Below are 25,359 nucleotides of genomic sequence, written 5' to 3' on the forward strand. Positions count from 1 at the left end.
TTTTGAGATTCAATATTCGCGGCTATATGGCCTGCAACGCAAGCGCATTTTTGGAGACGTCGGATGACCATCAAGGTCGGTATCAATGGTTTTGGCCGCATCGGCCGCTGTACTCTGTCGCACATCGCCGCATCGGCGCGCAACGACATCGAAGTGATCAAGGTCAACGCCACCGGCCCGCTGGAAACCTCCGCGCATCTGTTGAAATACGACAGCATCCATGGACGTTTCCCACGCGACGTCTCGGTCGAAGGCAACACCATGGATCTGGGTCGCGGCCCGATGGAGATGTTCTCGACCTACGATATGAACGAGCTGGACTGGGAAGGCTGCGATGTCGTTCTGGAATGCACCGGTAAATTCAACGACGGCCTGAAGGCTAAAACCCATCTTGAGCGCGGCGCAGGCAAGGTTCTGCTATCGGCCCCTGGCAAGAATGTCGACAAGACCATCGTATTTGGTGTGAACCACAACAGCCTGACTGCAAACGACAACATGGTGTCGAACGGTTCTTGCACCACCAACTGCCTTGCTCCGCTTGCCAAAGTTCTGGACGAAGGTATCGGCATCGAGCATGGCATCATGACCACGATTCACGCCTATACCGGCGACCAACCGACGCTGGACCGTCGCCACAGCGATCTGTATCGCGCCCGCGCTGCCGCCATGTCGATGATCCCGACGTCCACTGGCGCCGCTGCAGCACTGGGAGAGGTTCTGCCGAACCTCAAAGGGCGCCTGGACGGCTCGGCGATCCGCGTGCCCACTCCAAACGTCTCGGCCGTTGATCTATCATTCCGCGCCTCGCGCGACGTCACTGTCGAAGAAGTTAACGCCATCGTCGAAGAGGCAGCGAAAGGCCCGATGCAGCGCGTTCTGGGCTATGAGCCCGCTCCGCTGGTATCGACCGATTTTAACCATACCGAAGAAAGCTCGATCTTCGCGCCGGATCAGACCCGTGTGGTCGACAACCGTATGGTACGCGTGCTGGCGTGGTATGACAACGAATGGGGATTCTCGGTGCGTATGGCGGATGTCGCCGTCGCGATGGGCCGCCTTAACTGACCCTTCGCACATCGCTTGTACCTTTATGCCCGCTCAGGTTATCTGAGCGGGCATTTTCGTTCAGGGCGCAGAAATGACAAATCAAATCGCCATCTGGCTTGGAATCCTAATTCTGGGCGGTCTGATGCTGGACGTGGCACTATTCGGCACCGAACACCTGCTGTTCCTGGGCAAGAAGCTCTACGATTTCCTGGATTGGCTCGCCTTCTGGCGCTGACAGAGGTTTTTCTTGACTTTCGCGCCAATCTGGCTTTGTTAGCGCTAACCATCTATGGACCATGTTCTGACGGAGCGCATTATGACACTCAAGCTGGCAATCAATGGATTTGGACGGATCGGGCGCGGCGTTCTTCGGGCCGTCATGGAATCCGGACGTACTGATGTTGAAATCATCGCAATCAACGATCTGGCAAAGCCCGAAATGAACGCACATCTGTTCGAGTTCGACAGTGTGCATGGACGCTATTCCAATCCCGTAACTCTGACTGATGCAGGTCTGGACGTGGGTGCTGGGCCCATCCGGCTGACCAGCGAGCGTGATCCCGAAGCACTGGACTGGTCTGATGTGGATGTGGTTCTGGAATGCACCGGTGTTTTCCGGACCCGTGAAGCAGCTGAGCGGCACCTGAAAAACGGATCAAAGAAAGTATTGATCTCGGCCCCTGCCCGTGGCGACGGCGGCGTGAAGACAGTCGTGTTCGGCGTGAACGATCATGAGCTAACCGCCGACGATATCGTTGTTTCCAATGCCTCCTGCACCACCAACTGCCTGTCGCCGGTCGCGGCGGCTTTGGACGCAGGACTGGGCATCAAACACGGCAACATGACAACCGTTCATGCCTATACGGCGAGCCAACCGGTTCACGACACTGCGGGCAAAGACCCCTACTTGTCGCGCGCAGCAGCACTGTCGATGATTCCCACGACAACCGGCGCGGCGTCTGCAGTGGGTCTGGTATTGCCGCAGCTTGCTGGTAAGTTGACCGGGCAAGCCATTCGTGTCCCCACGCCCAATGTCTCAGTCGTTGATCTGGTTGCTGAGGTTTCGCGACCGACGACCGAAGAAGAGGTCAATGCCCTCTTTGTAGAAGCCGCCGCCAAAATCCCCAGTGTGCTGGCGGCCGAGAATCGCCCCTTGATCTCGATCGATTTCAACCACGACTCGCATAGCTCGACGGTTTCACTGGCTGAAACCAAAGTAACTGACGGCACATTGGTTCGTGTGCTTGCATGGTACGACAACGAATGGGGCTTCTCGAACCGGATGCTGGACACAGCCGCCGCGATGGGCGCGCTATCCTAACCGCTCTTTCAAGGCGGAATTGACGCGGGGCGTGACGAATTTTGACACGTCCCCGTTCAATCTGGCGATTTCTTTGACCAGTTTCGACGCAATGGCTTGATGCCGTGCCTCTGCCATCAAGAACACGGTCTCAATCGAGTCGTCCAACGCGCGATTCATCCCAACCATCTGGAATTCATACTCGAAATCCGCAACCGCACGCAGTCCGCGCACGATGATCTGAGCGCCTACATCGCGGGCGCAATCGATCAGCAGGTTTTCAAACGGATGCGCGACAATCTCGGTGCCAGTCTGCTCGGTTAGATGGGCGCATTCGGCCTCGATCATCGCGACACGCTCTTCCAAAGAAAACAGCGGGCCCTTGTCCCGGTTGATAGCAACACCAATGACGAGCTTATCCACCAGCGCAGCCGCGCGGCGAATAATGTCTATATGACCCATGGTGATAGGGTCGAAAGTACCGGGATATAATCCAACCCGCATTGGGCTCTCCAGCGCAACAATATTTCTGCGCAAGCAAACATAACTTTGCCGCAGGTGCAAGAGGCTGAAACAGCCCCCGCGTTCAGTGCCCCATGATCATGCCTTCAAGCGCGTCTTTTTCCATAGCAAGTTCAGCCAGTTGCGCCTTCACCGCATCACCCAGCGTAACGATGCCGACCAGTTTGCCATCTTCCAATACAGGCATGTGGCGAAATCGTCCTTCGGTCATCTGGGACAGGATAGACTCAACAGTATCCTGCTGGCTGGCGGTCACAAGTTGCTTGGTCATATAGTTGCTAACGGGTTTATCTAGGCACCCACTGCCGCTGGCAGCCAACTCGCGAACAATATCTCGTTCGGATAAAATACCCGCTGCCGTCTGCCCCCCATCCTCGGAAATGACCACAGTACCAATCCGCTTTTCCGCAAGAATCTCGGCAGCCTGAGAAACGGATGCCGTTGGCTCGACCGTCTCCACACCGCCGCTGGCCTTGGATTTGAGAATGGCCTGTACAAGCATAAGCGAAAACCTCCGGAATTACGTACTGTTTTCCAAAGCGTTGCCGGAATGTGTGAATGTGTCAAGGTGAAGCTTCGCGCTCAAGCCGCGCTACTTCGTCCCGTATTCCGCGCGTCAACGCCTCGGCAAAGCGGTTCAACCGCTCATTGCGCTGATCACCCTGATGGCGGACCAGATAGAACCCCCGGGTCAGACTGACCTGATCCGTCAGGATTTTCTGCAATCCCCGATGGAACGGCAATGTGAAATCATGTGCCACGCAGACTCCTGTTCCCAGCGAAACTTGTCGCAGCTGAACAGAAACAGAGTTTGATGCAAGCGCGACACGTTCAACACCAATGTCGTTGAGATAGTCCAGCTCGCGGTCGAAAATCATGTCCGGAATATAGCCTATCATCCGATGCCCTTTTAGATCCTCGATGGATCGAATTTCGGCGTGACGACTCAGGTATTCCTTCGTTGCGACCATATGCAGCCGATAGTCGGATATCTTCTGCACCAGCAGTTTCCCTGCGGTGGGCGCACTGACTGTTACCGCCATGTCGGCCTCTCGCCGGGATAGGTTGATGATGCGCGGCAACGCCAGGATCTGAATGTCTAGATCAGGATTGGCATCGCTGATCTTGGCGCAGACCTGTGGCAACAGGTAATTGGCACTACCATCCGGGGCACCAATTCGGATCTGACCGCTTAGCGATTTGGCAGAGCCTGACATGACACCAGTCGCTGCGCGCATAGCTTCTTCCGCCTGCAGCCCATGCTCCATCAGGCGTTGTCCTGCAGTCGTCAACACATAGCCCTGCTGTGATTTCGTGAACAACACCGCGTCCAATGCCGCTTCGAGCCGCGCGATTCTGCGCCCGACAGTCGCCGGGTCTATCTTGAGAACCCGCCCCGCACCCGAAAGGCTTTCATCGCGCGCGACCGCCAGGAAAACCCGCAAATCATCCCAATTCGGCGTCATGTTCTACCCTTTGCATTTTTGCAAAACTGATTTGAAATATTGCCTCTGTTCAGGTGATTTTCGCAAGTCTATTCTTCGCGCAACTTAATCCGGAGGAGTTTGCAATGCAGAACCTGACCCATTTCATCAACGGCGAAAATGTCGCTGGCACATCTGGCCGCTTTGACAATGTATTCAACCCAGCAACGGGTGAAGTGCAGTACCAATGCCCGATGGCCAGCGTCGCCGAGACCACCGCTGCGATCGAAGACGCTGCAGCAGCTCAGGTCGCTTGGGGCGCAACCAACCCGCAGAAGCGCGCGCGCGTTATGATGGCGATGGTTGGCTTGATGAACCGCGACATGGACAAGCTGGCCGAGGCTCTCAGCCGGGAACATGGCAAGACCATTCCCGATGCGAAGGGTGACTTGCAGCGTGGTCTGGAAGTGATCGAGTACTGCATCGGCGCGCCCCAGATGCTGAAAGGTGAGTTCACCGACAGCGCGGGCCCGGGCATCGATATGTATTCGATGCGTCAGCCGCTGGGCGTGGTCGCTTCGATCATGCCATTCAACTTCCCCGCAATGATGCCGCTTTGGCACGTTGGCCCGGCACTGGCCTGCGGCAACGCAGTTGTTCTAAAGCCGTCCGAGCGCGACCCCTCTGTTCCATTGATGCTGGCAGAGCTGTTTGTCGAAGCTGGTCTGCCCAAGGGCGTGTTCCAAGTCGTAAACGGTGACAAAGAGGCCGTGGACACCCTGCTGGACAGCGAAATCATTCAGGGCGTGTCGTTCGTGGGTTCAACCCCGATCGCGCAGTACATCTATGCTCGTGCAACCGCCAACGGCAAACGCGCGCAGTGCTTCGGTGGCGCCAAGAACCACATGATCGTTATGCCTGACGCCGATCTGGATCAGGCTGCTGACGCGCTGGTCGGTGCGGGTTTTGGCGCGGCTGGCGAGCGCTGCATGGCGATCTCGGTTGCCGTTCCTGTGGGTGAAGAAACCGCAGACGCACTGATCGAAAAACTGATCCCGCGCGTAGAAAAGCTGAAAGTCGGCCCCTACACAGCGGGCGACGACGTAGACATGGGTCCGGTTGTTACTGCTGCCGCGAAAGAGCGTATCCTTGGCCTGATCAACTCGGGCGTTGAGCAGGGCGCGAAGCTGGTTGTCGACAACCGCGACTTCAGCCTGCAGGGCTATGAGGATGGCTTCTTTGTCGGCCCGCACCTGTTCGACAACGTCACACCCGAGATGGACATCTACAAGCAAGAGATCTTTGGCCCGGTCCTGTCGACCGTACGCGCGGGTTCTTATGAAGAGGCGTTGAAACTGGCGATGGATCATGAATACGGCAACGGCACTGCGATCTTCACCCGCGACGGTGATACGGCGCGTGACTTTGCCAGCCGTGTGAACATCGGCATGGTCGGCATCAACGTTCCGATCCCGGTTCCGCTGGCCTACCACACTTTTGGCGGCTGGAAGAAATCGATGTTCGGCGACCTGAACCAGCACGGTCCGGACAGCTTCAAGTTCTACACCCGCACCAAAACAGTGACATCGCGCTGGCCGTCGGGCATCAAGGAAGGTGGCGAGTTCAACTTCAAAGCGATGGACTGATCATTCAGCTTACAAATCAGGAAACCCGGCCCTACATGGGTCGGGTTTTTTCGTGCATGCGCCAGTTGCTGCCTGATCGCGTACCTCACAAGAAATTCAGAGGTCGCCCTCTGGAAAAAGCAGGCAATCACTAATATTTTATCGGTAATTCAACTATCCGAGCAGCTCATAACTCCCTGGAGGCAACCTTGTCCCAAAATCGTTTTACCCGTCGTCACGCCCTTTTGGGCGCTGCATCGCTGATTGCGGCCCCTGCTATCGTGCGTGCTCAAAGCACTGATGCTTTCCCACAGACCGAGGAAGCAATCAGCACGCAGCTTCCAGTACGTCGTAACACTTCATCGTTCTCGCAGCAGAATTGGCAGGATCACTTTGACGAGTTGGGCGTCGGCGCATTGTTGGCCGATATCACCAGCCGGGCTGTTCATTACTGGGGGCCGGATGGAACCTACAAGCTGTACCCCAGTTCTGTCCCGATGAGCGAAGAGCTGACCAAGCGCGGCTATACCAAAGTCACACGCAAGGCGGAGAACCCAAGCTGGACACCAACCCCATCAATGCGCGAGCGCGATCCCTCGTTGCCAATTCGCATGGAGGGTGGTGAACCTGGAAACCCATTGGGAACTCGCGCTATGTATCTTGGCTGGCCTGCCTACCTGGTTCACGGCACCTATGATACCCGCAAGATTGGACGTCAGAGCTCGTCCGGCTGTATTGGTCTCTATAACCAGCACGTTGAAGAGCTGTATCCGCTGGTAAAGGTCGGTACTCAGGTACGATTGGTCTAAACGGCGAGTTTCTACACGAAACACAAAAAAGCCCCGTCCATCAGGAACGGGGCTTTTGTTTTCGTGAAGGTGGTAGATTTATTCGGGAATGATCACTTCGTCGACAACGTGAATGACGCCGTTGCTGGCTTCGATGTCGGCCTGCACAACTTTGGCACCATTAACTTTCACGCCATTTTTTGCGTTCACGCTTAGTCGGTCGCCTTGCACGGTCAAAACCTTCGCGCGCTTTCCTGCAATGTCGCCGGACATCACTTTGGCTGGCACGACATGGTAGGTCAGGATCGACACCAACTGGTCCTTGTTTTCTGGCAGAAGTAGGGTTTCAACAGTGCCTTCAGGCAGAGCTGCAAAAGCTTCATCCGTGGGTGCAAAGACGGTGAAGGGCCCATCGCCTTTCAGCGTATCGACCAGGCCCGCGGCCTGAACGGCAGCAACCAGGGTGTTGAAAGACCCGGCAGCAACTGCGGTATCTACGATATCAGCGGCCTGTGCCTTGACGGGCAGTGCAAGTGCAAATGCGGCAGCAGCGCCCATGAATGTGCGGCGGAACATGGCTGTTAACTCCTCTCCAGCTTGTTATGGAAAGGGTTACGGGCCTGGGTTCGAACCGGATCACACAGAAATCAATTTTCTTTGAGCTGAACCCAGATGCTCTGCGCACGGCCCTCTTCTAGAAACGGCAGCGCTGCGACGGCGTCGGGGCGATCCTGCTGCAGGTAATATCCGGGCCAAAGCATTGAATAGAAACCGGATTGCAGCAAGGCGTGCAACATGTACTGCTCACCCCATCCTGGGCAGTCATAGAAGAACCGTTTGGGATATTCATAAGGCAGAAAAACATCGTGGACATGAATGACAACGCCGGGTTTCAGCGCTGGAATGATCCGACAGAATAGATGGGCGACATCGTTGCTCATCCGAACCACATGGCTTGAATCGATGAACAGAACATCCCCAGCCTCAAGCTGATCGAACAGCGCGGGATCTACTTCTTCCAGTCGCTTCTGCTCAAACTGATCGACGACATGGGCGATATCTGCGCGCGGGTACGGATCAATTGCCGTGATCGTCGTATCCAAACCACCATCTATGATCGCCTGCCGCGTCACGCGGGTAGAGTTCCCGCAGCCGACCTCGATCACGCGCTTGGGCTGAAAGCGGCGGATCATCAGGTAAAGCGCATCCGCATCCGGGCTATCGTAATATCCATTGCCGGTGTGATACCCAGTCTGATTTCGCGCCGGGTCCTTCAAAGCTGCAAGCGCATCGGCATGGCGCGTATACTCTTCGACAAGTTGCGCGATATCGAATCCGTCCATTCCCGGCGACAGGGCATAAGCAGGCCTGGTCAATCCCCCTGCCCGTTCGAACGCTTCCAGCCGCGCCCGTTCATCCTGTTCCGTAACCTTGTCGATCAGCTTGACGCCCAACTCATCCAGGGCGGCATTGATCTGCGGAAATTTTCTGGGTTTCACGAGGACAGCTCCACATTGCGTTGCGCCCGCTCTTTACCTGTGCACGCAGGACCTCTGCAAGAACCGACAGGCCAAACCCTTGGCAAAACGCTAATTTCCGTATTCACTAACGTGAATTGACCAACGAGGACCGCCATGCAGCAGGAATTTACGATCGGCATTGAAGAGGAATACCTGCTGGTCGATCAAGACAGTCTGCAGCTCGCCGAGGCGCCCGCAGCATTGATGGAAGCTTGTCAGGCAGATTTCGAAGGCCAGGTCAGCCCGGAATTTCTGCAGTGCCAGATCGAAGTCGGGACCCGCCCACATGCTACGATCAGATCGGCGCGCGAAGATCTAAAGCGCCTGCGTTCTTGTGTTTCAAAACGTGCAGCCGAGTATAATTTGGCTCCGATCGCGGTCTCTTGCCACCCGTTTGCGAACTGGAAAGACCAGCACCATACACGGAAAGAACGCTATGACGCCCTGCAGCATGCTTTGGGCGGCGTGGCGCGGCGGATGCTGATCTGCGGAATGCATGTGCATGTGGGCGTCGAAGATCAAGCCTTGCGCGCCGACCTGGTACCCCAGCTTTCTTACTTTCTGCCCCATCTGCTGGCGTTGTCGACCTCGTCTCCTTATTGGAACGGCGAAGATACCGGGCTTTCCTCCTATAGGCTCACCGTGTTCGACAATCTGCCCCGGACCGGTCTGCCCCCGGTGTTCGGCAGTTGGGGCGAATACGAACGCACCACTGGGGTGCTGGTCGAACTCGGCGTGATCGAGGACACCTCGAAGATCTGGTGGGACCTACGTCCATCTCACCGGTTCCCCACCCTAGAAACACGCATCATGGACGTACAGCCAAGGCTTGAACATACGCTTTCGCTTGCAGCGCTAGTGCAGGCGCTGACCCGGATGCTGTGCCGCCTGAAAGACCGCAATCTTCGTTGGCGGCAATATGATAAGTTTCTGATCGGCGAAAACCGTTGGCGCGCGCAGCGCTACGGTGTGGGCGAAGGTCTGATCGATTTCGGTGATCGCTCAATCAAGCCGATGGCTGAACTGATCGGAGAGCTGATGGGCATGTTGGCCGAAGACACCGAGGCATTGGGCACCATGACCGAACTCGCCCGACTTCGGCAGATCGCAGAAAATGGCACCTCCGCCACCCGCCAACGCCGTGTTTACGCTGAAGCTTTAGCGCGCGGGGATGATCCGGGCATGGCGGTGGTCAAGCACCTGATCGAGGAATTTCACGCCGACCTATAAAGTCAAACCGCCGCCAAAATCTCCTTGATCCGCTCCGCTACGGGTTCATACAAATCGCGATCCGTCCAGTATCCGTTATGCGAAAGCGGGTTCCACGACGTAAAGATTTTGCCCGCATTGATCGGCTTATCCTTCAAGGCCCCACTTTGAGCGAGCTGTTCATAGCTTGGCGCGCTTTTGCCCAAAGGAAAACCCAAAACATCATGCTTGTCATAGTAGTTTCGCCACCAGGTCGAAAACTGCAACGCAGGCGGCAGCGCGCGGTTCGGGGCCATGATCGGAAAAATCTCATTCTCGGGATATGCGAACAGAAAAATCGGAATATTGCACCCAAACGTCACGAGGCCAGCAACGGTTTTCATGTTTTCAACATCTGTCGGGTGAACCGGTGAACCACCCTGGCGCAGATGTCTTTGCATGTCATAAATATAGTTCGACATTATGTGCCCACCCAGCGAATGCGCCAGGATCAGTACAGGCCCCTGTGGTCCGACCTGGTATTTGACGACCCCCATCACATTCTCGATTTTCTTGTGGATCGCCTCATAGATCTTATCGCCATCATCCGGAGTTGGTCGGTAAGAAGCAGCATCCGACAGATTGCACACTACAAACTCGCGCAGCTTGTCGTATCCTAGGCTGCGGTTGACCTTACGCAGATATGCCTTTTGCCGCCCTTGCAGGATCTGTGCCCAGACCACCTCGTGCCAGATCACATCATCCATATCCGCGCCGACCCGGTTCGATACGCGTCGTTTCAGCCCTTTGGAAAACGTTGGGGTCGTGGATGGGGGCTGGTTCTGAGGATTGTACTGGCTGCCCATGCCGTGAATCGCGATAACAGCAAGCTTGTGTGACGACATAAGAATACTCCGTAATGATCAAGAAAGCAGAATTCCCGCAGTATACCTCACCGTCCAGAAATCCCCTAAATCGCCGGGTTTGCCGTCATTGAAAAATTTCTGTAAGGATTGAAGAATAAAACGCTCGTTCAATTCTATAGCCATCAGGAAGCACACGTCATGGATTTCGCGCTGACCGAAGAACAAACGGCCATTTTCGACATGGCCTACGCCTTTGGCCAAGACCACATCGCCCCCTTCGCGCGTCAGTGGGAAGCAGACGGAACCATCCCCAAAGAGCTTTGGCCCAAAATCGGCGAACTAGGATTTGGTGGACTTTATGTCTCGGAAGAGGCTGGTGGTTCGGGTTTGACGCGATTGGATGCGACACTGGTGTTCGAAGCGCTATCGATGGCCTGTCCCTCGGTCGCGGCGTTCCTGTCGATTCACAACATGTGCGCCAAAATGCTGGACAGCTTTGGCAGTGACGATCTGAAGTCCCGCATTATGCCAAGTATCCTCAGCCTCGAAACCGTCCTCAGCTACTGCCTGACGGAACCCGGATCGGGATCGGACGCTGCGGCGCTGAAAACGCGCGCTGAACGGACCAATGAAGGCTTCACGCTCAACGGCACAAAAGCGTTCATTTCCGGCGGCGGCTATTCGGATGCCTATGTCTGCATGGTTCGCACGGGTGAAGACGGCCCTAAAGGAATCTCTACCGTCTATGTCGAAGACGGCACGCCGGGCCTGAGTTTCGGTGGTCTGGAACAAAAAATGGGTTGGAAAAGCCAGCCAACCGCGCAAGTTCAGTTTGACGATTGTAAAATTCCATCCAGCAATCTGGTCGGGGCTGAAGGCGACGGTTTCAAATACGCGATGATGGGGCTGGACGGTGGCCGCCTGAACATCGCCTCCTGCTCGCTGGGGGCAGCTCAGAACGGTCTGGACATGACGTTGCAGTATATGTCCGAGCGCAAGGCCTTTGGACAATCGATCGATCAGTTTCAGGCGCTGCAGTTCCGACTGGCAGATATGGAGATTGAGCTACAGGCGGCGCGCACATTCTTGCGTCAGGCAGCGTGGAAACTTGATCAGGGCGCACCGGACGCCACAAAATTCTGCGCGATGGCCAAGAAGTTCGTAACCGAAACCGGATCGAAAGTCGTGGATCAGTGTCTGCAATTGCACGGTGGATATGGCTATCTGGCGGATTATGGCATCGAGAAACTGGTGCGGGATCTGCGCGTGCACCAAATTCTGGAAGGCACGAACGAGATCATGCGCGTGATCGTTGCGCGCCAGATGCTCTCCAATCGCTGAGGTCTTTGATGTCTGATATCGACATTCGCACCACAGGCCGAGCCGGGCGCATCACGCTGACACGACCCCACGCCCTGAACGCCCTTAGCTATGAGATGTGCATGGCCATCGATACCGCTCTGCGCAACTGGCGTGAGGATGATCAAGTCGATCTGATCATTCTCAATGCCGAAGGCGACAAAGCCTTTTGCGCTGGCGGAGATATTGCCGACCTTTATGCGACCGGCACCAAGGCGGACTATGCTTATGGCCAAACGTTTTGGCGCGACGAATACCGCCTGAATGCCTTGATTTTTGAGTACTCAAAACCAGTGATCAGCTTCCTGCAAGGTTTCACCATGGGTGGCGGGGTTGGCATCGGGTGCCATGGCAGCCATCGAGTGGTTGGAGAAAGCTCAAAGATCGCGATGCCGGAATGCTCAATCGGGCTGGTTCCTGATGTGGGCGGATCGCTGATGTTGGCGCTGGCGCCGGGGCGATTGGGCGAGTATCTGGGCACCACCGGCCACCGCATGGGGCCCGGAGATGCGATCTATGCCGGGTTTGCCGACCATTTCATTCCCCAAGAGCATTGGGCGGGGCTGATAGACCAGTTGGAAGCCTCTGGACGGGCGGAACTGGTGGATGAGCATGCAGTGCCCGCACCGGATAGCCCCTTGGCTGAAATGCAGGGCGAGATCGACCGGCTATTTAGCGGAGAAAGTCTTGGCGATATCCTGAACAGCTTGCGCAACGATGACACAGAATTTTCGACAAAAATTCTCGGCACCCTGCAGCGAAACTCTCCTATCTCCATGGCTTGTGCTGTCGAGATGTTGCATCGGCTGCGCGGAACCGGCCTGACATTGCAAAAAGCGCTGGATCTGGAGTACCGGTTTACTTATCGCGCGATGGAGCATGGCGATTTTCTGGAAGGAATTCGCGCCCAGATCATCGACAAGGATCGCAACCCGAAATGGCAGTTTGCTGATTTGGATGTGCCTGCAGTCGCGGTGTCCAAGATGCTGCAACCGCTCGGTGCGGATGCACTAAGCTTTTCAGAGGAGTAAGGGATGAAAATCGCATTCATAGGGCTTGGCAACATGGGCGGCCCGATGGCGGCCAATCTGGCGCGCGCGGGCCATGACGTCATCGGCTTTGATCAAGTTGATGTCGCCATCGAAGGCGTTTCCATGGCGTCCTCTGGCGCCGCTGCAGCTGCGGAAGCCGACGCCGTCATCACCATGCTTCCCAACGGGCAGATTCTGCGCACTGTGGCCAATGAAGTCGTCCCGGCAATGCAAGACGGTGCGGTTCTGATTGATTGCTCTACGGTCGATGTCGACAGCGCCCGCGCAGTGGCGCATCAGGCAGCGCAGGCTGGCCTACTATCAGTCGATGCACCTGTATCCGGCGGGATTGGTGGGGCCGCTGCAGGCACTTTGACCTTTATGGCCGGTGGATCTGACGCAGCTTTTGCCAAGGCGGCCCCGTTGTTTGAAATCATGGGTCAAAAAGCGGTTCACTGCGGTGAAGCTGGCGCGGGTCAGGCCGCCAAAATCTGCAACAACATGATCCTCGGCGTAACAATGATCGCAACCTGCGAGGCATTTGCGCTTGCTGATAAATTGGGATTGGACCGGCAAAAGATGTTCGATGTCGTCAGCACGTCCTCAGGGTACAGCTGGACAATGAACGCCTATTGCCCTGCCCCCGGCGTTGGACCCGAAAGCCCATCCGACAATGACTATACCCCTGGTTTCGCCGCCGAGCTGATGTTGAAAGATCTACGTCTCAGCCAACAGGCTGCCGAGAGTGCGGACGCTGATACGCCCATGGGACAGGTTGCGACAAAGCTATATGAACAGTTTGTCGAACAAGAAGATGGCTTGGGTCGCGATTTCAGCGCCATGTTACCGCGATTTGAGAAGCGGTCCAGAGACTGAACAACCTCAGAACGCAGCGCTCTACGAAGCAACAGAGAAGAAAATTCGCAGCATTTTCTTCTCTCGCTCTGTTCCTATTCGGCAGCTACGGCTTGCCCATCCAGCATTGGCTTCAGATAACGCCCAGTGTGGCTACGCTCACATTCAGCGACGTCTTCGGGCGTACCCTCAGCCACAATCTGACCTCCGCCATCGCCACCTTCCGGGCCAATGTCGATTATCCAGTCGGCGGTTTTTACGACATCGAGATTATGTTCGATGACAACAACAGTATTTCCTTGGTCGACCAGTTCGTGCAGGACTTCCAACAGTTTACGCACGTCCTCGAAATGCAGACCCGTTGTGGGTTCGTCCAGAATATACAGCGTTCGACCCGTTGATCGCTTGCTCAGTTCTTTAGAGAGCTTTACACGCTGCGCCTCACCACCGGAGAGCGTGGTCGCCTGTTGACCAACTTTGATGTAGCCGAGCCCAACGCGAGCCAAGGCATCCATCTTGTCACGGATCGATGGCACCGCTTTAAAAAACTCCTGCGCATCTTCCACTGTCATATCAAGTACATCCGCGATGGACTTACCCTTGAACTTGATCTCAAGCGTCTCACGGTTATATCGCGCGCCTTTGCAGGTTTCGCAGGTGACATAAACATCAGGCAGAAAGTGCATCTCGATCTTGATGACGCCATCACCCTGACACGCTTCGCACCGGCCGCCTTTGACGTTAAAGCTGAACCGCCCGGGCTTGTATCCACGCGCTTTGGCTTCTGGCAACCCGGCAAACCAGTCTCGGATCGGGGTGAAAGCCCCGGTGTAAGTCGCTGGATTTGAACGTGGAGTCCGGCCAATGGGTCGCTGATCTATGTCGATCACCTTGTCCAGATGCTCAAGCCCTTTGATCGTTTCACAGGGCGCCGGTGTCTGGCGAGCGCCGTTCAACCGCATCGAGGCGGTTTTGAACAAAGTCTCAATCGTCAGCGTCGATTTTCCACCGCCAGACACACCGGTCACACAAACAAATTTTCCGAGCGGAAATTCGGCCGTAACGTTCTTGAGGTTGTTTCCGGTCGCCTTAACAACGGTCACTTTCTGCTTCTTACCCTTGCGCCGCTCAACCGGCACCGGGATCTCGCGTGTGCCCGAAAGATATTGACCGGTGATCGAGGCCGCATCGCCGGCGATATGCTCGGGCGTACCGTGGCTGACCACCTGTCCCCCATGCACTCCTGCACCGGGACCGATATCAAACACATAATCCGCCTCGCGAATGGCCTCTTCGTCATGCTCAACGACGATGACCGTGTTGCCCTGGTCACGCAAATTCTTAAGCGTTCCCAGCAGACGATCATTGTCGCGTTGGTGCAGACCAATCGATGGCTCGTCGAGCACATACAATACCCCGGTCAGGCCCGAGCCGATCTGGCTCGCCAGACGGATACGCTGACTTTCACCTCCGGACAGGGTACCACTTGAACGAGACATCGTGAGATACTCTAATCCAACATTATTCAAAAAACCCAACCGCTCGCGAATTTCCTTGAGAATTGCGCGCGCGATCTCGTTCTTTTGTGCACTCAGATGATTTGGGGCATCCTCGACCCAGGCCAGCGCCTCGCGGATCGACATTTCAACGACCTGTCCAACGTGCAAACCCGCGATCTTGACGGCCAGCGCCTCAGCACGCAGACGGTAGCCTTTGCATGTGCCGCAGGGTCGGTTGTTTTGATAGCGCTCGAATTCTTCGCGAATCCAGGCGCTGTCAGTCTCGCGATAGCGGCGCTCCATGTTGGGGATGACGCCTTCAAAGCTTCGGGTAACCTGATAGACGCGGCCACCTTCATCATAACGGAACTGGATCTCTTCATCACCAGACCCGCGCAGAAACACCTGCTGGACTTTCTTGGGCAAGTCCTTCCAGGGAGTGTTCTTGTCAAACTCGTAATGTCGCGCGATAGCTTCGATCGTTTGCAGAAAATATGGTGATTTACCCTTCCGCCAGGGCGCAAGCGCCCCGTCATAGAGTTTCAATGTCTGGTCCGGCACGACCAGACGTTCATCAAAGAACAGTTCGACCCCAAGCCCGTCGCAATCGGGGCACGCCCCAAAGGGCGCGTTGAATGAGAACAGGCGCGGCTCGATCGCGGGGATGGTGAACCCACTGACCGGGCAGGCAAAATTCTCACTGAATGTGATGCGTTCCGGGTCGCCCTCCTTCGGTGCGGTTTCGAGGATTGCGATCCCGTCCGCCAGATCCAGTGCGGTCCTTAGGCTGTCGGCCAGGCGTGTTTCCATGCCCTCTCGTACCACCAGACGATCGACAACGACGTCGATATCGTGGCGGAACTTCTTGTCCAGCGTCGGCGGCTCATCCAATTCATAGAACTCACCATCTACCTTGACGCGTTGAAAACCCTGCTTGCGCAGCTCAAGGAACTCTTTCCGATATTCACCTTTCCGATCACGAACGATGGGGGCCAGCAGATAGCCGCGTGTGCCCTCCTCCATCGTCATGATCCGGTCGACCATGTCCTGCACCTGCTGTGCCTCAATCGGCAATCCTGTGGCCGGGCTGTAAGGCGTACCAGCACGGGCAAAGAGCAAGCGCAGATAGTCGTAGATCTCGGTTACGGTGCCCACGGTCGAACGCGGGTTTTTTGAGGTCGTCTTCTGCTCGATCGAAATCGCGGGGCTTAGTCCGCTAATGTGATCCACATCGGGCTTCTCCATCATATCGAGGAACTGGCGCGCATAGGCCGACAGGCTTTCGACATAGCGGCGCTGCCCTTCGGCATAGATCGTATCAAATGCCAAAGAAGACTTACCCGAGCCCGACAGGCCAGTGATCACCACTAGCTGATCCCGTGGGATGTCGACATCAATGCTCTTGAGGTTATGCTCGCGCGCACCGCGCACCTCGATATTCTTCAGCTCAGCCATTCAGGCCCCCAACAACCAACGTCACTCAGAGATAGGCGAGAGCGGCTGAGTCTCCAACCAAAAAATTAGAACAAAGTAAGAACAGGCGATTTTTCGACACTCGGCTTAAGCACTGGTTTTCTTAGCCAGAGCCCATGCGCAGATTGGAAAATCGGGATCGTTCTCCAAATTGTCTGTCTCAGGGTCATAAACAGGAGGCCATTCAAGTTCGAGATTGCGCAAAGCGGCATGCCGATTGCCCCACTGTTCGGCCCGGATGAGATCCGGGTCGAACCCACACTCAGTGAGCAGGTTTTTCAATCCGCGCGCAGACCAGCGCGAACAGTCATGCGGAGCGGCGTGAAACGGAATGAAGAACGGGACGGCCAGCCAGAAATACCCTCCGGGTCTTAGCATCTCTAGCACGTTCAGCGTGGCTTCAACCGGGCGATCCAAGTGCTCCCACACCTGATTGGCCAAAACCAGATCGACCTTTCGCACCTGCTGTTGTTTGTTCAGAACGGGTCCGGTGCAGATATCATGTTGCTTATGCCAAATCTGTTCATAGCTGCAAAATCCAAATTGCTTACCCCACGAACCAGAAATCTCAATGACATCAAGTGTTTCCGGCTTCAGGCCGCGGACCCACTGCCGGCTGCGCCGTGCCATGATGACTCGATTTAGACTGGTCACTGCTTGCCCCTGATGTTTTGCAGGCAATAAACCATAAGATCAGTAAGATGTCGGCACAAAAAAACGCCCACAAGGGCGTATGACTTTCTAAATCGAAGGAAATGGCGCGGTTGACGGGGCTCGAACCCGCGACCCCCGGCGTGACAGGCCGGTACTCTAACCAACTGAGCTACAACCGCGCATTTAGGGTCTATGTGCGATCCGTTTGCCCGGATCAAAGGCTGGCAGCGATGGCGCGGTTGACGGGGCTCGAACCCGCGACCCCCGGCGTGACAGGCCGGTACTCTAACCAACTGAGCTACAACCGCCCACTGCCCGTTCATCTCTGAACGTTGGGGTGTATTATGGCTACACCCCGGCATCGTCAAGCGGCGTTTTCAAGTTTTTTGCTCGAACCTGATTTTTTCCGATCTATCCGACTTGGCGGGCAATGTGTGAAAACCGGATTTCGTCTGACGCGCTGCAATTTGAACGCTTTGAACTTGCGGCGAAACACAAGCCGCTGTATCAAACGCCGCTATGGGTGATTAGCTCAGTGGTAGAGCGCTTCGTTCACATCGAAGATGTCAGGAGTTCAAATCTCTTATCACCCACCATATTATTCAAATGCTTATGCGACATAGTTGAAGCGTTTTGGAACCATTTAGTTCAACGCTGCCAGCACAATGCTGTCATCCTCCGACATACACGCCGGATTTAGGACGATAAAAAACCTTTTGGTCATGCAGACGCCCCAGAAGGTCGTGTGCCTTGCGCACAAAGTCTTCACGGGTTTCCCTTTCTTCTACCCTCTCGTCAACAGGGACATTCGATCTGGAAGCTATGGCATGACGCATGGCCTCTTCGATTATATCCATATCTTCGACCGAAAGCTCGAACATATCATTGTACAGAGGCATCCTGGGTTCTCCTACCTTGGCACAGTCGACCAGCGTGCCTCATGTTCCGAGTCGATTCCACTTCAAATACCTATTGCCGGCGATCGCGTTTCGAAGAACACGCCCAGCAGGATTTAGAAGATGAATCGGGCAGACCTCGTTTTCACGAATTTTCTGCATGATATGTGGCACTTGCCATGTTTCCCGTGGCCTGCTTATCCTGATGTCATAGCCACCAATAAGGCACCCCTCTTTGGGCGAGAAATAACATGGCGAAACTGAAGCGGGAAATTGGCCTGGTCGGCCTGACCTTCATTTCGGTTGGAGGAATCATTGGGTCAGGCTGGCTTTTCGGCCCCCTACTCGCCGTGCAACACGCAGGCCCCGCCGCGGTTCTTTCTTGGATTATTGGCGCCGTTGCGATGTTCATACTGGCAATAACATTCGCCGAGATTTCAGCGATGTTACCTATCCCAGGAGGAATCGCACGCGTCCCTCAGTTCTCACACGGCAACATCGTGTCGATGGCGATGGGATGGACGGCCTGGATTGGCTACAACACCACCGCTCCGATCGAAGTTGAAGCCATGCTTAAATACCTCGCGCCCTACGCGTCATGGCTCCACGCCGCAGATACCGGCGAACTGACCGGCGCTGGTGTTTCGGTCGCCTTGCTATTCATGTTGCTGTTCGTCGCTGTGAACGCACTGGGCGTAAAATTTTTTGCACAGGTAAATGCAACGCTGACCTGGGCCAAGATTGCCATTCCGATAGTATTGTCCGTGTTGTTGATCGCGACCCGCTTTGACGTGCAGAATTTCTCCGCCCCTGACGGTTTCGCCCCCTACGGCCTGAAAGGCATCATGGCCGCAGTATCAACCGGTGGGGTGATCTTTTCCTTTATAGGTTTCCGGCATGTTGTTGATATGGCAGGAGAAGTTCGAAACCCAAAATTCGACATCCCGGCCGCTCTGGTTCTGTCCATTGTACTATGTGCCTTGATCTACCTTGGATTACAGGTGGCCTTTATCGGCGCGCTTGATCCCATGATGATCCGCGATGGTTGGGCGAGTCTCAGCTTCGGTGGGCAAGGTCCTTTGGATGGCGTCATAATGTCTGTCGGAATATTGTGGTTCCTCAGCTTGCTGAACGTCGGGTCGGTCATCGGCCCGTTTGGCAATGGGTTGGTTGCAACAGGATCGAACGCCCGTATCGCTCTGGCCCTGTCGCAAAACGGGTTCCTGCCGAAACGTTTGCAGATCTTGTCATCGTTCGGAGTACCGCTTTGGGCCTTGGCTCTCAACTTTCTGATTGGCACTCTGTTTTTACTGACGGTCCCGTTCGCAACCGTAATCGCCCTGAACGGGGCCGCGATTGTGCTTTCATTCGCGGTCGGCCCAATCGCCGTGGTGTGTTTACGCGATCTGATGCCTGACCGCCCGCGCTCAATCCGTATTCCCGCCGTCAAACTTGTCGGGCTCACGGCCTTCGCGATCTCAACCCTGATCGTCTACTGGAGCGGATGGGACACGGTCTGGAGGCTGGGAATTGCACTGCTCATCGGCATGGCGCTGCTGCTGATCCGCTTTCACAATCGGCTCGATGAAATGGACGCAACCGAGGCGCTTTGGCTGATGCCCTATTTCTGTGGTTTGGGGCTGATCTCCTACATGGGTCAGTTTGGAGAAGGCGCGCAAAAGCAGATCCCGTTTGGTTGGGACATTGTGCTGTGTGCGGCATTTTCGGCGGTGATTTTTGCGCTCGCCGTACGCTCGGCGCTGTCAGACAAAAAATTCCAGGCTTACATCGAAAACGAAGAGGTGCTGGACCCGGCCAAACCTGTCATTGGACTTTGAACAAAAAAAAGCGGGGCATGACCCCGCCTTTCTAATTAATCTGTTTCAGGCTTAGTGGGCTGTTGCCGACGGTCCTGCCCCTTCGGCCGCCTTGGCGGCAGCGGCAGCGGCCTCTTCAGCGGCCTCATCCCACTCAATTGACTCGGGCTTACGTATCAACGCCTGCTCTAGTACCTCCGAGACGTGTTTGACCGCGATGATCTCCAGCCCTTCTTTCACGTTGTCGGGGATATCCGCCAGATCCTTCTCATTCTCTTCGGGAATGAGGACGGTCTTGATCCCGCCACGCAGGGCAGCCAGCAGTTTTTCTTTCAGCCCGCCAATCGGCATCGCGTTGCCGCGCAGCGAAACCTCGCCTGTCATGGCGATGTCCTTGCGCACAGGAATACCGGTCAGGACCGAAACAATCGAGGTCACCATAGCCAAGCCCGCAGACGGACCATCCTTTGGCGTCGCACCATCGGGCACGTGCACGTGGATATCGATTTTGTCGAACTGCGGCGGTTTAACCCCGATCTGAGGCGAAATTGATCGGACGTAAGACGACGCCGCGTCGATCGATTCCTTCATCACATCGCCCAGCTTACCAGTGGTCTTCATCCGCCCTTTGCCGGGCAGTTTCAGAGCCTCGATATGCAGCAGATCACCACCGACCGAAGTCCAGGCCAAGCCAGTGACTACACCAACCTGATCGTCCTGTTCAGCCAAGCCATAACGGAACTTGGGCACTCCAAGAAAATCATCCAGATTGTCGGGCGTCACCTTTACGGTCTCCGCCTCTTTCTTGATGATCTTGGTCAACGATTTCCGCGCCACTTTGGCGATTTCGCGTTCGAGGTTCCGCACACCCGCCTCGCGGGTATAGGTGCGAATGATCGATTGCAGCGCCTCATCGGTCAGCTCAAACTCCTTGGCTTTCAGACCATGGTTTTTGACCTGTTTGTCGATCAGGTGTTGCTTGGCGATCTCGCTCTTTTCCTCTTCGGTGTAACCGGCCAGCGGGATGATCTCCATCCGGTCTAGCAGAGGCCCAGGCATGTTGTAGCTGTTAGACGTGGTCAGGAACATCACGTTGGACAGGTCATATTCGACCTCAAGATAATGATCCATGAACGTGTTGTTCTGTTCCGGGTCCAACACCTCCAGCATCGCCGAGGCTGGATCGCCACGGAAATCCTGCCCCATCTTGTCGATTTCATCGAGCAGGATGAGAGGGTTTGTGGTTTTCGCCTTCTTCAGCGCCTGAATGATCTTGCCGGGCATCGACCCGATATAAGTCCGACGGTGGCCACGAATCTCAGATTCGTCGCGCACACCACCCAGCGAGATGCGAATGAATTCGCGCCCCGTGGCTTTTGCGACCGATTTACCCAGCGAGGTTTTACCCACACCCGGAGGGCCAACAAGGCACAGGATCGGGCCTTTCAGCTTTTTCGAGCGCTGCTGAACCGCCAGATATTCGACGATCCGCTCTTTGACTTTCTCAAGTCCATAATGATCGGCGTCCAGAATGTCCTGCGCGCGACCCAGATCCTTTTTAACGCGAGATTTGGTGCCCCACGGCAGTGACAGGATCCAGTCCAGATAGTTGCGCACAACGGTCGCTTCAGCCGACATGGGCGACATGTTCTTAAGCTTTTTCAGCTCACCTTCGGCCTTTTCGCGCGCCTCTTTCGACAGCTTGGTCTCGTTGATCTTGGCTTCCAGTTCGGCAACTTCGTTGCTGCCGTCCTCACCATCGCCAAGCTCCTTCTGAATGGCTTTCATCTGCTCATTCAGATAGTACTCGCGCTGCGTCTTCTCCATCTGGGATTTGACGCGGGTCTTGATCTTTTTCTCGACCTGCAGAACCGACATTTCGCCCTGCATCAGGCCATAGACCTTCTCAAGCCGCTCGCTCACCGAGAGAGTCTCAAGCAGTTCCTGTTTCTGTTCAACCTCGATGCCCAGATGACCTGACACAAGGTCGGCCAACTTTGCAGGCTCGGTGGTTTCACCAACAGCGGCCAGCGCTTCTTCGGGGATGTTCTTGCGCACTTTGGCATAGCGCTCGAACTCGTCCGCGACGGTGCGCAGCAGTGCTTCGGTGGTGGTTACATCACCTGGAATCTCGGTAAGATACTCGGCGCGGGCTTCGAAAAACTGATCGTTTTCAAGAAATTCCGTGATCTGCACACGCGCCTGACCCTCGACCAGCACCTTGACGGTGCCATCGGGCAGCTTCAACAGTTGCAGTACATTGGCCAGAACGCCCGAACGGTAGATACCGTCGATTTCCGGATCATCCTCACCGGGATCAATCTGGCTGGACAACAGAATTTGCTTGTCATCCTGCATCACCTCTTCCAGGGCGCGGACCGATTTGTCACGGCCCACGAACAGCGGCACGATCATGTGTGGGAAGACCACGATATCGCGCAGCGGCAGGACGGGGTATGAGGAATTCAGAGGCTCTTGCATGCTCTATCCTTATCATTGGCAAGACGGCGCTGGTCCCTGATTCAGGCAACCTTTGGCCATCTCCTGTCTTGGACGATAAAGGTGGGGCACCTGTTCCCCCATTTCAACCTCATCGTCATTTGTCGTGATGCAGCATGACCCGATGATTTGGGGACTTCAAGGCATCCGACAGACATATCCACCGATTTTAGCGAACCCAGCATTAAAACGGGCAACAAATCATCCAGCGTGGATCAGAACACCCTCTGCTTAGCTCGCGACAAAAAGAAGCCATGACCGACTTCGTTTCTACATTCCAAGCCCTTTTTCGAGGAATGGCAGACGAACCCGCCAAACTCTCCGGTTACGCCGTAGTCTGCACGGTCAAATCCGTCCCGGTTATGGCTGACTGGTTGGCACAGCATGCGGACGGCGCCCGTATTGGTCATGAAAAAATCATGTCCCCAGTCCGACTGGCAATCCGCCGGGCGCGGGAACGCAGGCGCTCCGCTGCGCTCAATTATGGTGCAAGACAGGTCCGAAACACTCGCCCCCTGCCCGACGACACACTGAATATTCTCGGACGGGGTTTCGAAGGTCCAGACATCCGCAAGAGATGTCGATGCGCAAAGAACGATTGCGATAGAAACAATAAAGCGAGGCATTGAATCCTCCTGAACAAAACAAATGAAAATGGTAAATAATGCGCGAACAGTATAGCAAAAAATACCGCGTTTGTCACCGCAATGGCCACAATCTACAGCGGTTCAATATCGCCTTGCTCCCGAAGCGCGTGGAATTGCGATTGCCACTCTGCGAATGTGCCCTGTGAAATCGCGTCCCGCATTCCCTGCATGATTTCCTGAAAGTAATGCAGATTGTGCCAAGTCAGCAGCATGCCCGAGATCATCTCATTCGAGCGGAACACGTGATGCAAGTAGGCCCGAGAATAACTTGAACACGCGGGGCATGTGCAGTTCTCATCCAGCGGGCGTGGGTCGTCAGCATGGCGGGCGTTCTTGATATTGACCACACCGTAACGCGTGAACACCTGCCCGGTGCGACCCGACCGCGAAGGTAGAACGCAATCCATCATATCTATCCCGCGTGCAACGGCACCTACGATATCATCAGGCTTGCCTACGCCCATCAGATAACGCGGTTTATCCTGGGGCAAGAAGTCAGGCGCATAGTCAAGGCAGCTGAACATGGCCTCCTGCCCCTCACCCACGGCAAGGCCGCCGACGGCGTAGCCTTCAAAACCGATCTGCTTAAGTGCCTCGGCACTTTCTTCCCGAAGATCTTGTTCCAGCCCGCCCTGCATGATCCCAAACAGGGCATGTCCGGGGCGGTCTCCAAACGCTTCGCGCGACCGCGCGGCCCACCGCATCGAAAGGCGCATGGACTCGGCGATACGGTCGCTATCTGCGGGCAGCGCGGGGCATTCATCAAAGCACATGACGATGTCCGAGCCCAAAAGCCGCTGGATTTCCATCGACCGTTCCGGCGTCAATTCGTGCTTCGAGCCATCGACGTGAGATTTAAAGGTCACGCCCTTCTCGGTCAGTTTGCGCAGACCGGCCAGCGACATCACCTGAAATCCGCCAGAATCCGTCAGGATGGGCCGGTCCCAGTTCATGAACTTGTGCAGGCCTCCCAAACGATCGATCCGCTCGGCCGTTGGGCGCAGCATCAGATGATAGGTGTTGCCCAACAGAATATCGGCACCCGTGGCACGCACACTTTCCGGCATCATCGCCTTGACGGTCGCGGCTGTGCCCACAGGCATGAACGCCGGCGTCCGCACCTCACCGCGCGGCGTGTTGATCACGCCAGTGCGGGCCTTGCCATCGGTGGCTTTCAGGTCGAAAGAAAATCGCTGGGTCATGGTAACGCCTTGGATCGCTGAACCGGGCAGGCTTTGCCCGATCTGCAAGGGCATTGCAACCCGTCAGGGCAGCGAGGCTACACGGTCCGTAAACAGGCGCACCACCCCTGCCCCATCGACATCCCGGCACACTCGCACTGGTGGCCGTGCAGGGTTAGGACGAGTCGCACCGATCTCAGCCCCGTCCAACGCCACCTGCAAACCCGTTTCGACCATTTCGAACATCGGTTCATGGGTGCAGGCGATAACGGCAGTCGAGTCATGCAGTCCGCACCCTTCAAGCCCACCGATCTCTTTGTAGAACTTTAAATAGAAGCGCGAGATATCACGCAGAAAACCACCCATGTCAGGGGAACGTTCAGCGAGCGCCTCAAAATCAGCGGTCTCGTAGAGCGTTTTCAGAGTCACATCCAATCCCACCAGAATCGTAGGCGGCGGCGCGGCAAAGACTTCGTCTGCAGCTTTGGCATCGTGATAGATATTCGCCTCGGCATGTTCGGTGATGTTGCCCGGGCAGTACACGGCCCCGCCCATGATGACGAGCTTGCCAAGATTCTCTGCAAACTCAGGGTCCAATCGCATGGCATCAGCGATATTGGTCAATGGCCCAACCGCGCATACGACCAGCTCTCCGCGATGGCCGCGCGCCATGTCGACAAGAAACTCTGCGGCGGACAGGGCGTGGTTTTCACCGATCTCTTCAATCTGGGTCAGGTCACCAAAGCCTTCGGGGCCGTGCACATGTTCCGAAGGTGAATGCGTGGTCTCCCCCAAAGCGAATGGCGCGCCTTGGGCCACGGGTATGCCCAGCCTCAGTTTGTCCACCAGAAACCGCGCATTGCGGCTGGATTGATGCACATGGGTGTTGCCGAACACGGTGGTCAGGCCGATCAGGTCAATTTCGGACGCAGCGGCGGCATAGGCAATGGCCATTGCGTCGTCGATGCCGGGGTCTGTATCGATAATCAGTTTCATCCTCGTCCGATAACGCAAACACTAGTGGGATGCAAAGCTGCCACAAAAGGGAATTTCTGGCCGGTATGAACGTTTTCACCGATTTGCATTCCGGCCAGCACAATCCATACCAGAGTTGAAATTGAGCGACTCAATCCCCATATGTATACCATAGTACACAATAAATGAGGAC

General features: G+C 55.7%; 23 protein-coding genes and 3 tRNA genes. 11 read left to right on the forward strand and 15 right to left on the reverse strand.

Features of this window, described 5'->3' with window-relative positions; genetic code table 11:
• Positions 1–63 precede the first annotated feature (63 nt).
• From gap (ACR0A1_RS05600) to gap (ACR0A1_RS05610), 3 genes are all read left to right on the forward strand, one after another.
• Positions 64–1,065 (forward strand): type I glyceraldehyde-3-phosphate dehydrogenase, encoded by a 1,002-nt coding sequence (gene gap, locus ACR0A1_RS05600; RefSeq protein WP_170393188.1) that lies wholly within the window; start codon positions 64–66, stop codon positions 1,063–1,065.
• Between the two features lie 73 nt (positions 1,066–1,138).
• A complete protein-coding gene (locus ACR0A1_RS05605; RefSeq protein WP_010439846.1) occupies positions 1,139–1,282 on the forward strand; it encodes a hypothetical protein in 144 nt (47 codons plus the stop codon).
• 81 nt (positions 1,283–1,363) lie between these two features.
• Positions 1,364–2,368, forward strand: a complete 1,005-nt coding sequence (gene gap / locus ACR0A1_RS05610; protein WP_480866583.1) for a type I glyceraldehyde-3-phosphate dehydrogenase — start codon at positions 1,364–1,366, stop codon at positions 2,366–2,368.
• Here gap (ACR0A1_RS05610) and coaD read toward each other — a convergent pair.
• The 3 genes from coaD to ACR0A1_RS05625 all read right to left on the reverse strand — a co-directional run bounded on the left by coaD (position 2,360) and on the right by ACR0A1_RS05625 (position 4,335).
• Positions 2,360–2,851, reverse strand: coding sequence for a pantetheine-phosphate adenylyltransferase (gene coaD, locus ACR0A1_RS05615; protein WP_170393190.1), 492 nt, complete (start codon positions 2,849–2,851; stop codon positions 2,360–2,362). The two genes, gap (ACR0A1_RS05610) and coaD, sit on opposite strands and share 9 nt — an antisense overlap.
• Before the next feature lie 82 nt (positions 2,852–2,933).
• A complete protein-coding gene (locus ACR0A1_RS05620; protein ID WP_170405529.1) occupies positions 2,934–3,371 on the reverse strand; it encodes a CBS domain-containing protein in 438 nt (145 codons plus the stop codon).
• Between the two features lie 61 nt (positions 3,372–3,432).
• The gene (locus tag ACR0A1_RS05625; protein WP_170405527.1) at positions 3,433–4,335 is read right to left on the reverse strand and encodes a LysR family transcriptional regulator; all 903 of its coding nucleotides are present in this window, start codon (positions 4,333–4,335) and stop codon (positions 3,433–3,435) included.
• Between the two features lie 104 nt (positions 4,336–4,439).
• On the opposite strand from ACR0A1_RS05625, the gene ACR0A1_RS05630 reads away from it, so the two are divergent.
• Both ACR0A1_RS05630 and ACR0A1_RS05635 read left to right on the forward strand, forming a co-directional pair.
• Positions 4,440–5,939: a CoA-acylating methylmalonate-semialdehyde dehydrogenase gene (locus ACR0A1_RS05630; protein ID WP_170405524.1), complete on the forward strand. Its 1,500-nt coding sequence runs from the start codon at positions 4,440–4,442 to the stop codon at positions 5,937–5,939.
• Positions 5,940–6,127: 188 nt separating this feature from the next.
• Complete coding sequence (locus ACR0A1_RS05635; RefSeq protein WP_480866586.1) at positions 6,128–6,727, forward strand: L,D-transpeptidase; 600 nt, start codon at positions 6,128–6,130, stop codon at positions 6,725–6,727.
• Between the two features lie 78 nt (positions 6,728–6,805).
• On the opposite strand, the gene ACR0A1_RS05640 is transcribed toward ACR0A1_RS05635, so the two are convergent.
• Both ACR0A1_RS05640 and ACR0A1_RS05645 read right to left on the reverse strand, forming a co-directional pair.
• A complete protein-coding gene (locus ACR0A1_RS05640) occupies positions 6,806–7,282 on the reverse strand; it encodes a fasciclin domain-containing protein (RefSeq protein ID WP_170393195.1) in 477 nt (158 codons plus the stop codon).
• 71 nt (positions 7,283–7,353) lie between these two features.
• Positions 7,354–8,205 (reverse strand): class I SAM-dependent methyltransferase, encoded by an 852-nt coding sequence (locus ACR0A1_RS05645; RefSeq protein WP_170562887.1) that lies wholly within the window; start codon positions 8,203–8,205, stop codon positions 7,354–7,356.
• 135 nt (positions 8,206–8,340) lie between these two features.
• Between ACR0A1_RS05645 and ACR0A1_RS05650 the strand changes: the two genes are divergently transcribed.
• Entirely contained in the window at positions 8,341–9,456 is a 1,116-nt protein-coding gene (locus tag ACR0A1_RS05650; RefSeq protein ID WP_170510546.1) for a carboxylate-amine ligase, read from the forward strand.
• A gap of 2 nt (positions 9,457–9,458) precedes the next feature.
• Here the strand turns inward: ACR0A1_RS05650 and ACR0A1_RS05655 are convergent, their stop codons facing one another.
• Entirely contained in the window at positions 9,459–10,319 is an 861-nt protein-coding gene (locus tag ACR0A1_RS05655) for a hypothetical protein (protein WP_480866589.1), read from the reverse strand.
• Positions 10,320–10,478: 159 nt separating this feature from the next.
• Between ACR0A1_RS05655 and ACR0A1_RS05660 the strand changes: the two genes are divergently transcribed.
• Genes ACR0A1_RS05660 through mmsB form a run of 3 tightly spaced genes read left to right on the forward strand, consistent with a single transcriptional unit; the run spans position 10,479 to position 13,546 of the window.
• Complete coding sequence (locus tag ACR0A1_RS05660; RefSeq protein ID WP_170421396.1) at positions 10,479–11,621, forward strand: acyl-CoA dehydrogenase family protein; 1,143 nt, start codon at positions 10,479–10,481, stop codon at positions 11,619–11,621.
• Positions 11,622–11,629: 8 nt separating this feature from the next.
• Positions 11,630–12,670: an enoyl-CoA hydratase/isomerase family protein gene (locus tag ACR0A1_RS05665; protein ID WP_480866591.1), complete on the forward strand. Its 1,041-nt coding sequence runs from the start codon at positions 11,630–11,632 to the stop codon at positions 12,668–12,670.
• A 3-nt stretch (positions 12,671–12,673) separates the two neighbouring features.
• On the forward strand, positions 12,674–13,546 hold the full coding sequence (gene mmsB, locus ACR0A1_RS05670) for a 3-hydroxyisobutyrate dehydrogenase (protein WP_480866593.1): 873 nt from the start codon (positions 12,674–12,676) through the stop codon (positions 13,544–13,546).
• 74 nt (positions 13,547–13,620) lie between these two features.
• Here the strand turns inward: mmsB and uvrA are convergent, their stop codons facing one another.
• From uvrA to ACR0A1_RS05690, 4 genes are all read right to left on the reverse strand, one after another.
• Positions 13,621–16,479 (reverse strand): excinuclease ABC subunit UvrA, encoded by a 2,859-nt coding sequence (gene uvrA, locus ACR0A1_RS05675; protein ID WP_480866595.1) that lies wholly within the window; start codon positions 16,477–16,479, stop codon positions 13,621–13,623.
• A gap of 105 nt (positions 16,480–16,584) precedes the next feature.
• The gene (locus ACR0A1_RS05680) at positions 16,585–17,151 is read right to left on the reverse strand and encodes a methyltransferase domain-containing protein (RefSeq protein WP_170393203.1); all 567 of its coding nucleotides are present in this window, start codon (positions 17,149–17,151) and stop codon (positions 16,585–16,587) included.
• A gap of 102 nt (positions 17,152–17,253) precedes the next feature.
• Positions 17,254–17,330: transfer RNA gene (locus tag ACR0A1_RS05685), tRNA-Asp, on the reverse strand.
• Positions 17,331–17,382: 52 nt separating this feature from the next.
• A tRNA-Asp gene (locus ACR0A1_RS05690) sits at positions 17,383–17,459 on the reverse strand.
• Positions 17,460–17,672: 213 nt separating this feature from the next.
• Here ACR0A1_RS05690 and ACR0A1_RS05695 point away from each other — a divergent pair.
• Positions 17,673–17,747 (forward strand) — tRNA-Val (locus ACR0A1_RS05695).
• Positions 17,748–17,822: 75 nt separating this feature from the next.
• Here ACR0A1_RS05695 and ACR0A1_RS05700 read toward each other — a convergent pair.
• On the reverse strand, positions 17,823–18,050 hold the full coding sequence (locus ACR0A1_RS05700) for a hypothetical protein (protein ID WP_170405503.1): 228 nt from the start codon (positions 18,048–18,050) through the stop codon (positions 17,823–17,825).
• A gap of 248 nt (positions 18,051–18,298) precedes the next feature.
• Here ACR0A1_RS05700 and ACR0A1_RS05705 point away from each other — a divergent pair, with 248 nt between their 5' ends.
• Positions 18,299–19,885, forward strand: coding sequence for an APC family permease (locus tag ACR0A1_RS05705; RefSeq protein WP_170595745.1), 1,587 nt, complete (start codon positions 18,299–18,301; stop codon positions 19,883–19,885).
• A 51-nt stretch (positions 19,886–19,936) separates the two neighbouring features.
• Here ACR0A1_RS05705 and lon read toward each other — a convergent pair whose 3' ends face one another.
• The 4 genes from lon to ACR0A1_RS05725 form a co-directional block, all read right to left on the reverse strand.
• Positions 19,937–22,345 carry an endopeptidase La gene (gene lon, locus ACR0A1_RS05710; protein ID WP_170393206.1) on the reverse strand — a complete coding sequence of 803 codons (2,409 nt, stop codon included), beginning with the start codon at positions 22,343–22,345 and terminating at the stop codon, positions 19,937–19,939.
• Positions 22,346–22,578: 233 nt separating this feature from the next.
• A complete protein-coding gene (locus tag ACR0A1_RS05715) occupies positions 22,579–22,989 on the reverse strand; it encodes a DUF6636 domain-containing protein (protein ID WP_170405494.1) in 411 nt (136 codons plus the stop codon).
• A 92-nt stretch (positions 22,990–23,081) separates the two neighbouring features.
• Positions 23,082–24,212 (reverse strand): tRNA guanosine(34) transglycosylase Tgt, encoded by a 1,131-nt coding sequence (gene tgt, locus ACR0A1_RS05720; protein ID WP_480866874.1) that lies wholly within the window; start codon positions 24,210–24,212, stop codon positions 23,082–23,084.
• Between the two features lie 63 nt (positions 24,213–24,275).
• The gene (locus ACR0A1_RS05725) at positions 24,276–25,187 is read right to left on the reverse strand and encodes a nucleoside hydrolase (RefSeq protein ID WP_480866598.1); all 912 of its coding nucleotides are present in this window, start codon (positions 25,185–25,187) and stop codon (positions 24,276–24,278) included.
• Positions 25,188–25,359: the final 172 nt, after the last annotated feature.

This window comes from Ruegeria sp. D6, from assembly GCF_056534365.1.

Bases quoted from the DNA above. Each gene is read 5' to 3' on its own strand.
- gap (WP_170393188.1), top strand. From the start codon at position 64: ATGACCATCAAGGTCGGTATCAATGGTTTTGGCCGCATCGGCCGCTGT.
- ACR0A1_RS05605 (WP_010439846.1), top strand. From the start codon at position 1,139: ATGACAAATCAAATCGCCATCTGGCTTGGAATCCTAATTCTGGGCGGT.
- gap (WP_480866583.1), top strand. From the start codon at position 1,364: ATGACACTCAAGCTGGCAATCAATGGATTTGGACGGATCGGGCGCGGC.
- coaD (WP_170393190.1), bottom strand. From the start codon at position 2,851: ATGCGGGTTGGATTATATCCCGGTACTTTCGACCCTATCACCATGGGT.
- ACR0A1_RS05620 (WP_170405529.1), bottom strand. From the start codon at position 3,371: ATGCTTGTACAGGCCATTCTCAAATCCAAGGCCAGCGGCGGTGTGGAG.
- ACR0A1_RS05625 (WP_170405527.1), bottom strand. From the start codon at position 4,335: ATGACGCCGAATTGGGATGATTTGCGGGTTTTCCTGGCGGTCGCGCGC.
- ACR0A1_RS05630 (WP_170405524.1), top strand. From the start codon at position 4,440: ATGCAGAACCTGACCCATTTCATCAACGGCGAAAATGTCGCTGGCACA.
- ACR0A1_RS05640 (WP_170393195.1), bottom strand. From the start codon at position 7,282: ATGTTCCGCCGCACATTCATGGGCGCTGCTGCCGCATTTGCACTTGCA.
- ACR0A1_RS05650 (WP_170510546.1), top strand. From the start codon at position 8,341: ATGCAGCAGGAATTTACGATCGGCATTGAAGAGGAATACCTGCTGGTC.
- ACR0A1_RS05655 (WP_480866589.1), bottom strand. From the start codon at position 10,319: ATGTCGTCACACAAGCTTGCTGTTATCGCGATTCACGGCATGGGCAGC.
- ACR0A1_RS05660 (WP_170421396.1), top strand. From the start codon at position 10,479: ATGGATTTCGCGCTGACCGAAGAACAAACGGCCATTTTCGACATGGCC.
- ACR0A1_RS05665 (WP_480866591.1), top strand. From the start codon at position 11,630: ATGTCTGATATCGACATTCGCACCACAGGCCGAGCCGGGCGCATCACG.
- mmsB (WP_480866593.1), top strand. From the start codon at position 12,674: ATGAAAATCGCATTCATAGGGCTTGGCAACATGGGCGGCCCGATGGCG.
- uvrA (WP_480866595.1), bottom strand. From the start codon at position 16,479: ATGGCTGAGCTGAAGAATATCGAGGTGCGCGGTGCGCGCGAGCATAAC.
- ACR0A1_RS05700 (WP_170405503.1), bottom strand. From the start codon at position 18,050: ATGCCTCTGTACAATGATATGTTCGAGCTTTCGGTCGAAGATATGGAT.
- ACR0A1_RS05705 (WP_170595745.1), top strand. From the start codon at position 18,299: ATGGCGAAACTGAAGCGGGAAATTGGCCTGGTCGGCCTGACCTTCATT.
- lon (WP_170393206.1), bottom strand. From the start codon at position 22,345: ATGCAAGAGCCTCTGAATTCCTCATACCCCGTCCTGCCGCTGCGCGAT.
- ACR0A1_RS05715 (WP_170405494.1), bottom strand. From the start codon at position 22,989: ATGCCTCGCTTTATTGTTTCTATCGCAATCGTTCTTTGCGCATCGACA.
- tgt (WP_480866874.1), bottom strand. From the start codon at position 24,212: ATGACCCAGCGATTTTCTTTCGACCTGAAAGCCACCGATGGCAAGGCC.
- ACR0A1_RS05725 (WP_480866598.1), bottom strand. From the start codon at position 25,187: ATGAAACTGATTATCGATACAGACCCCGGCATCGACGACGCAATGGCC.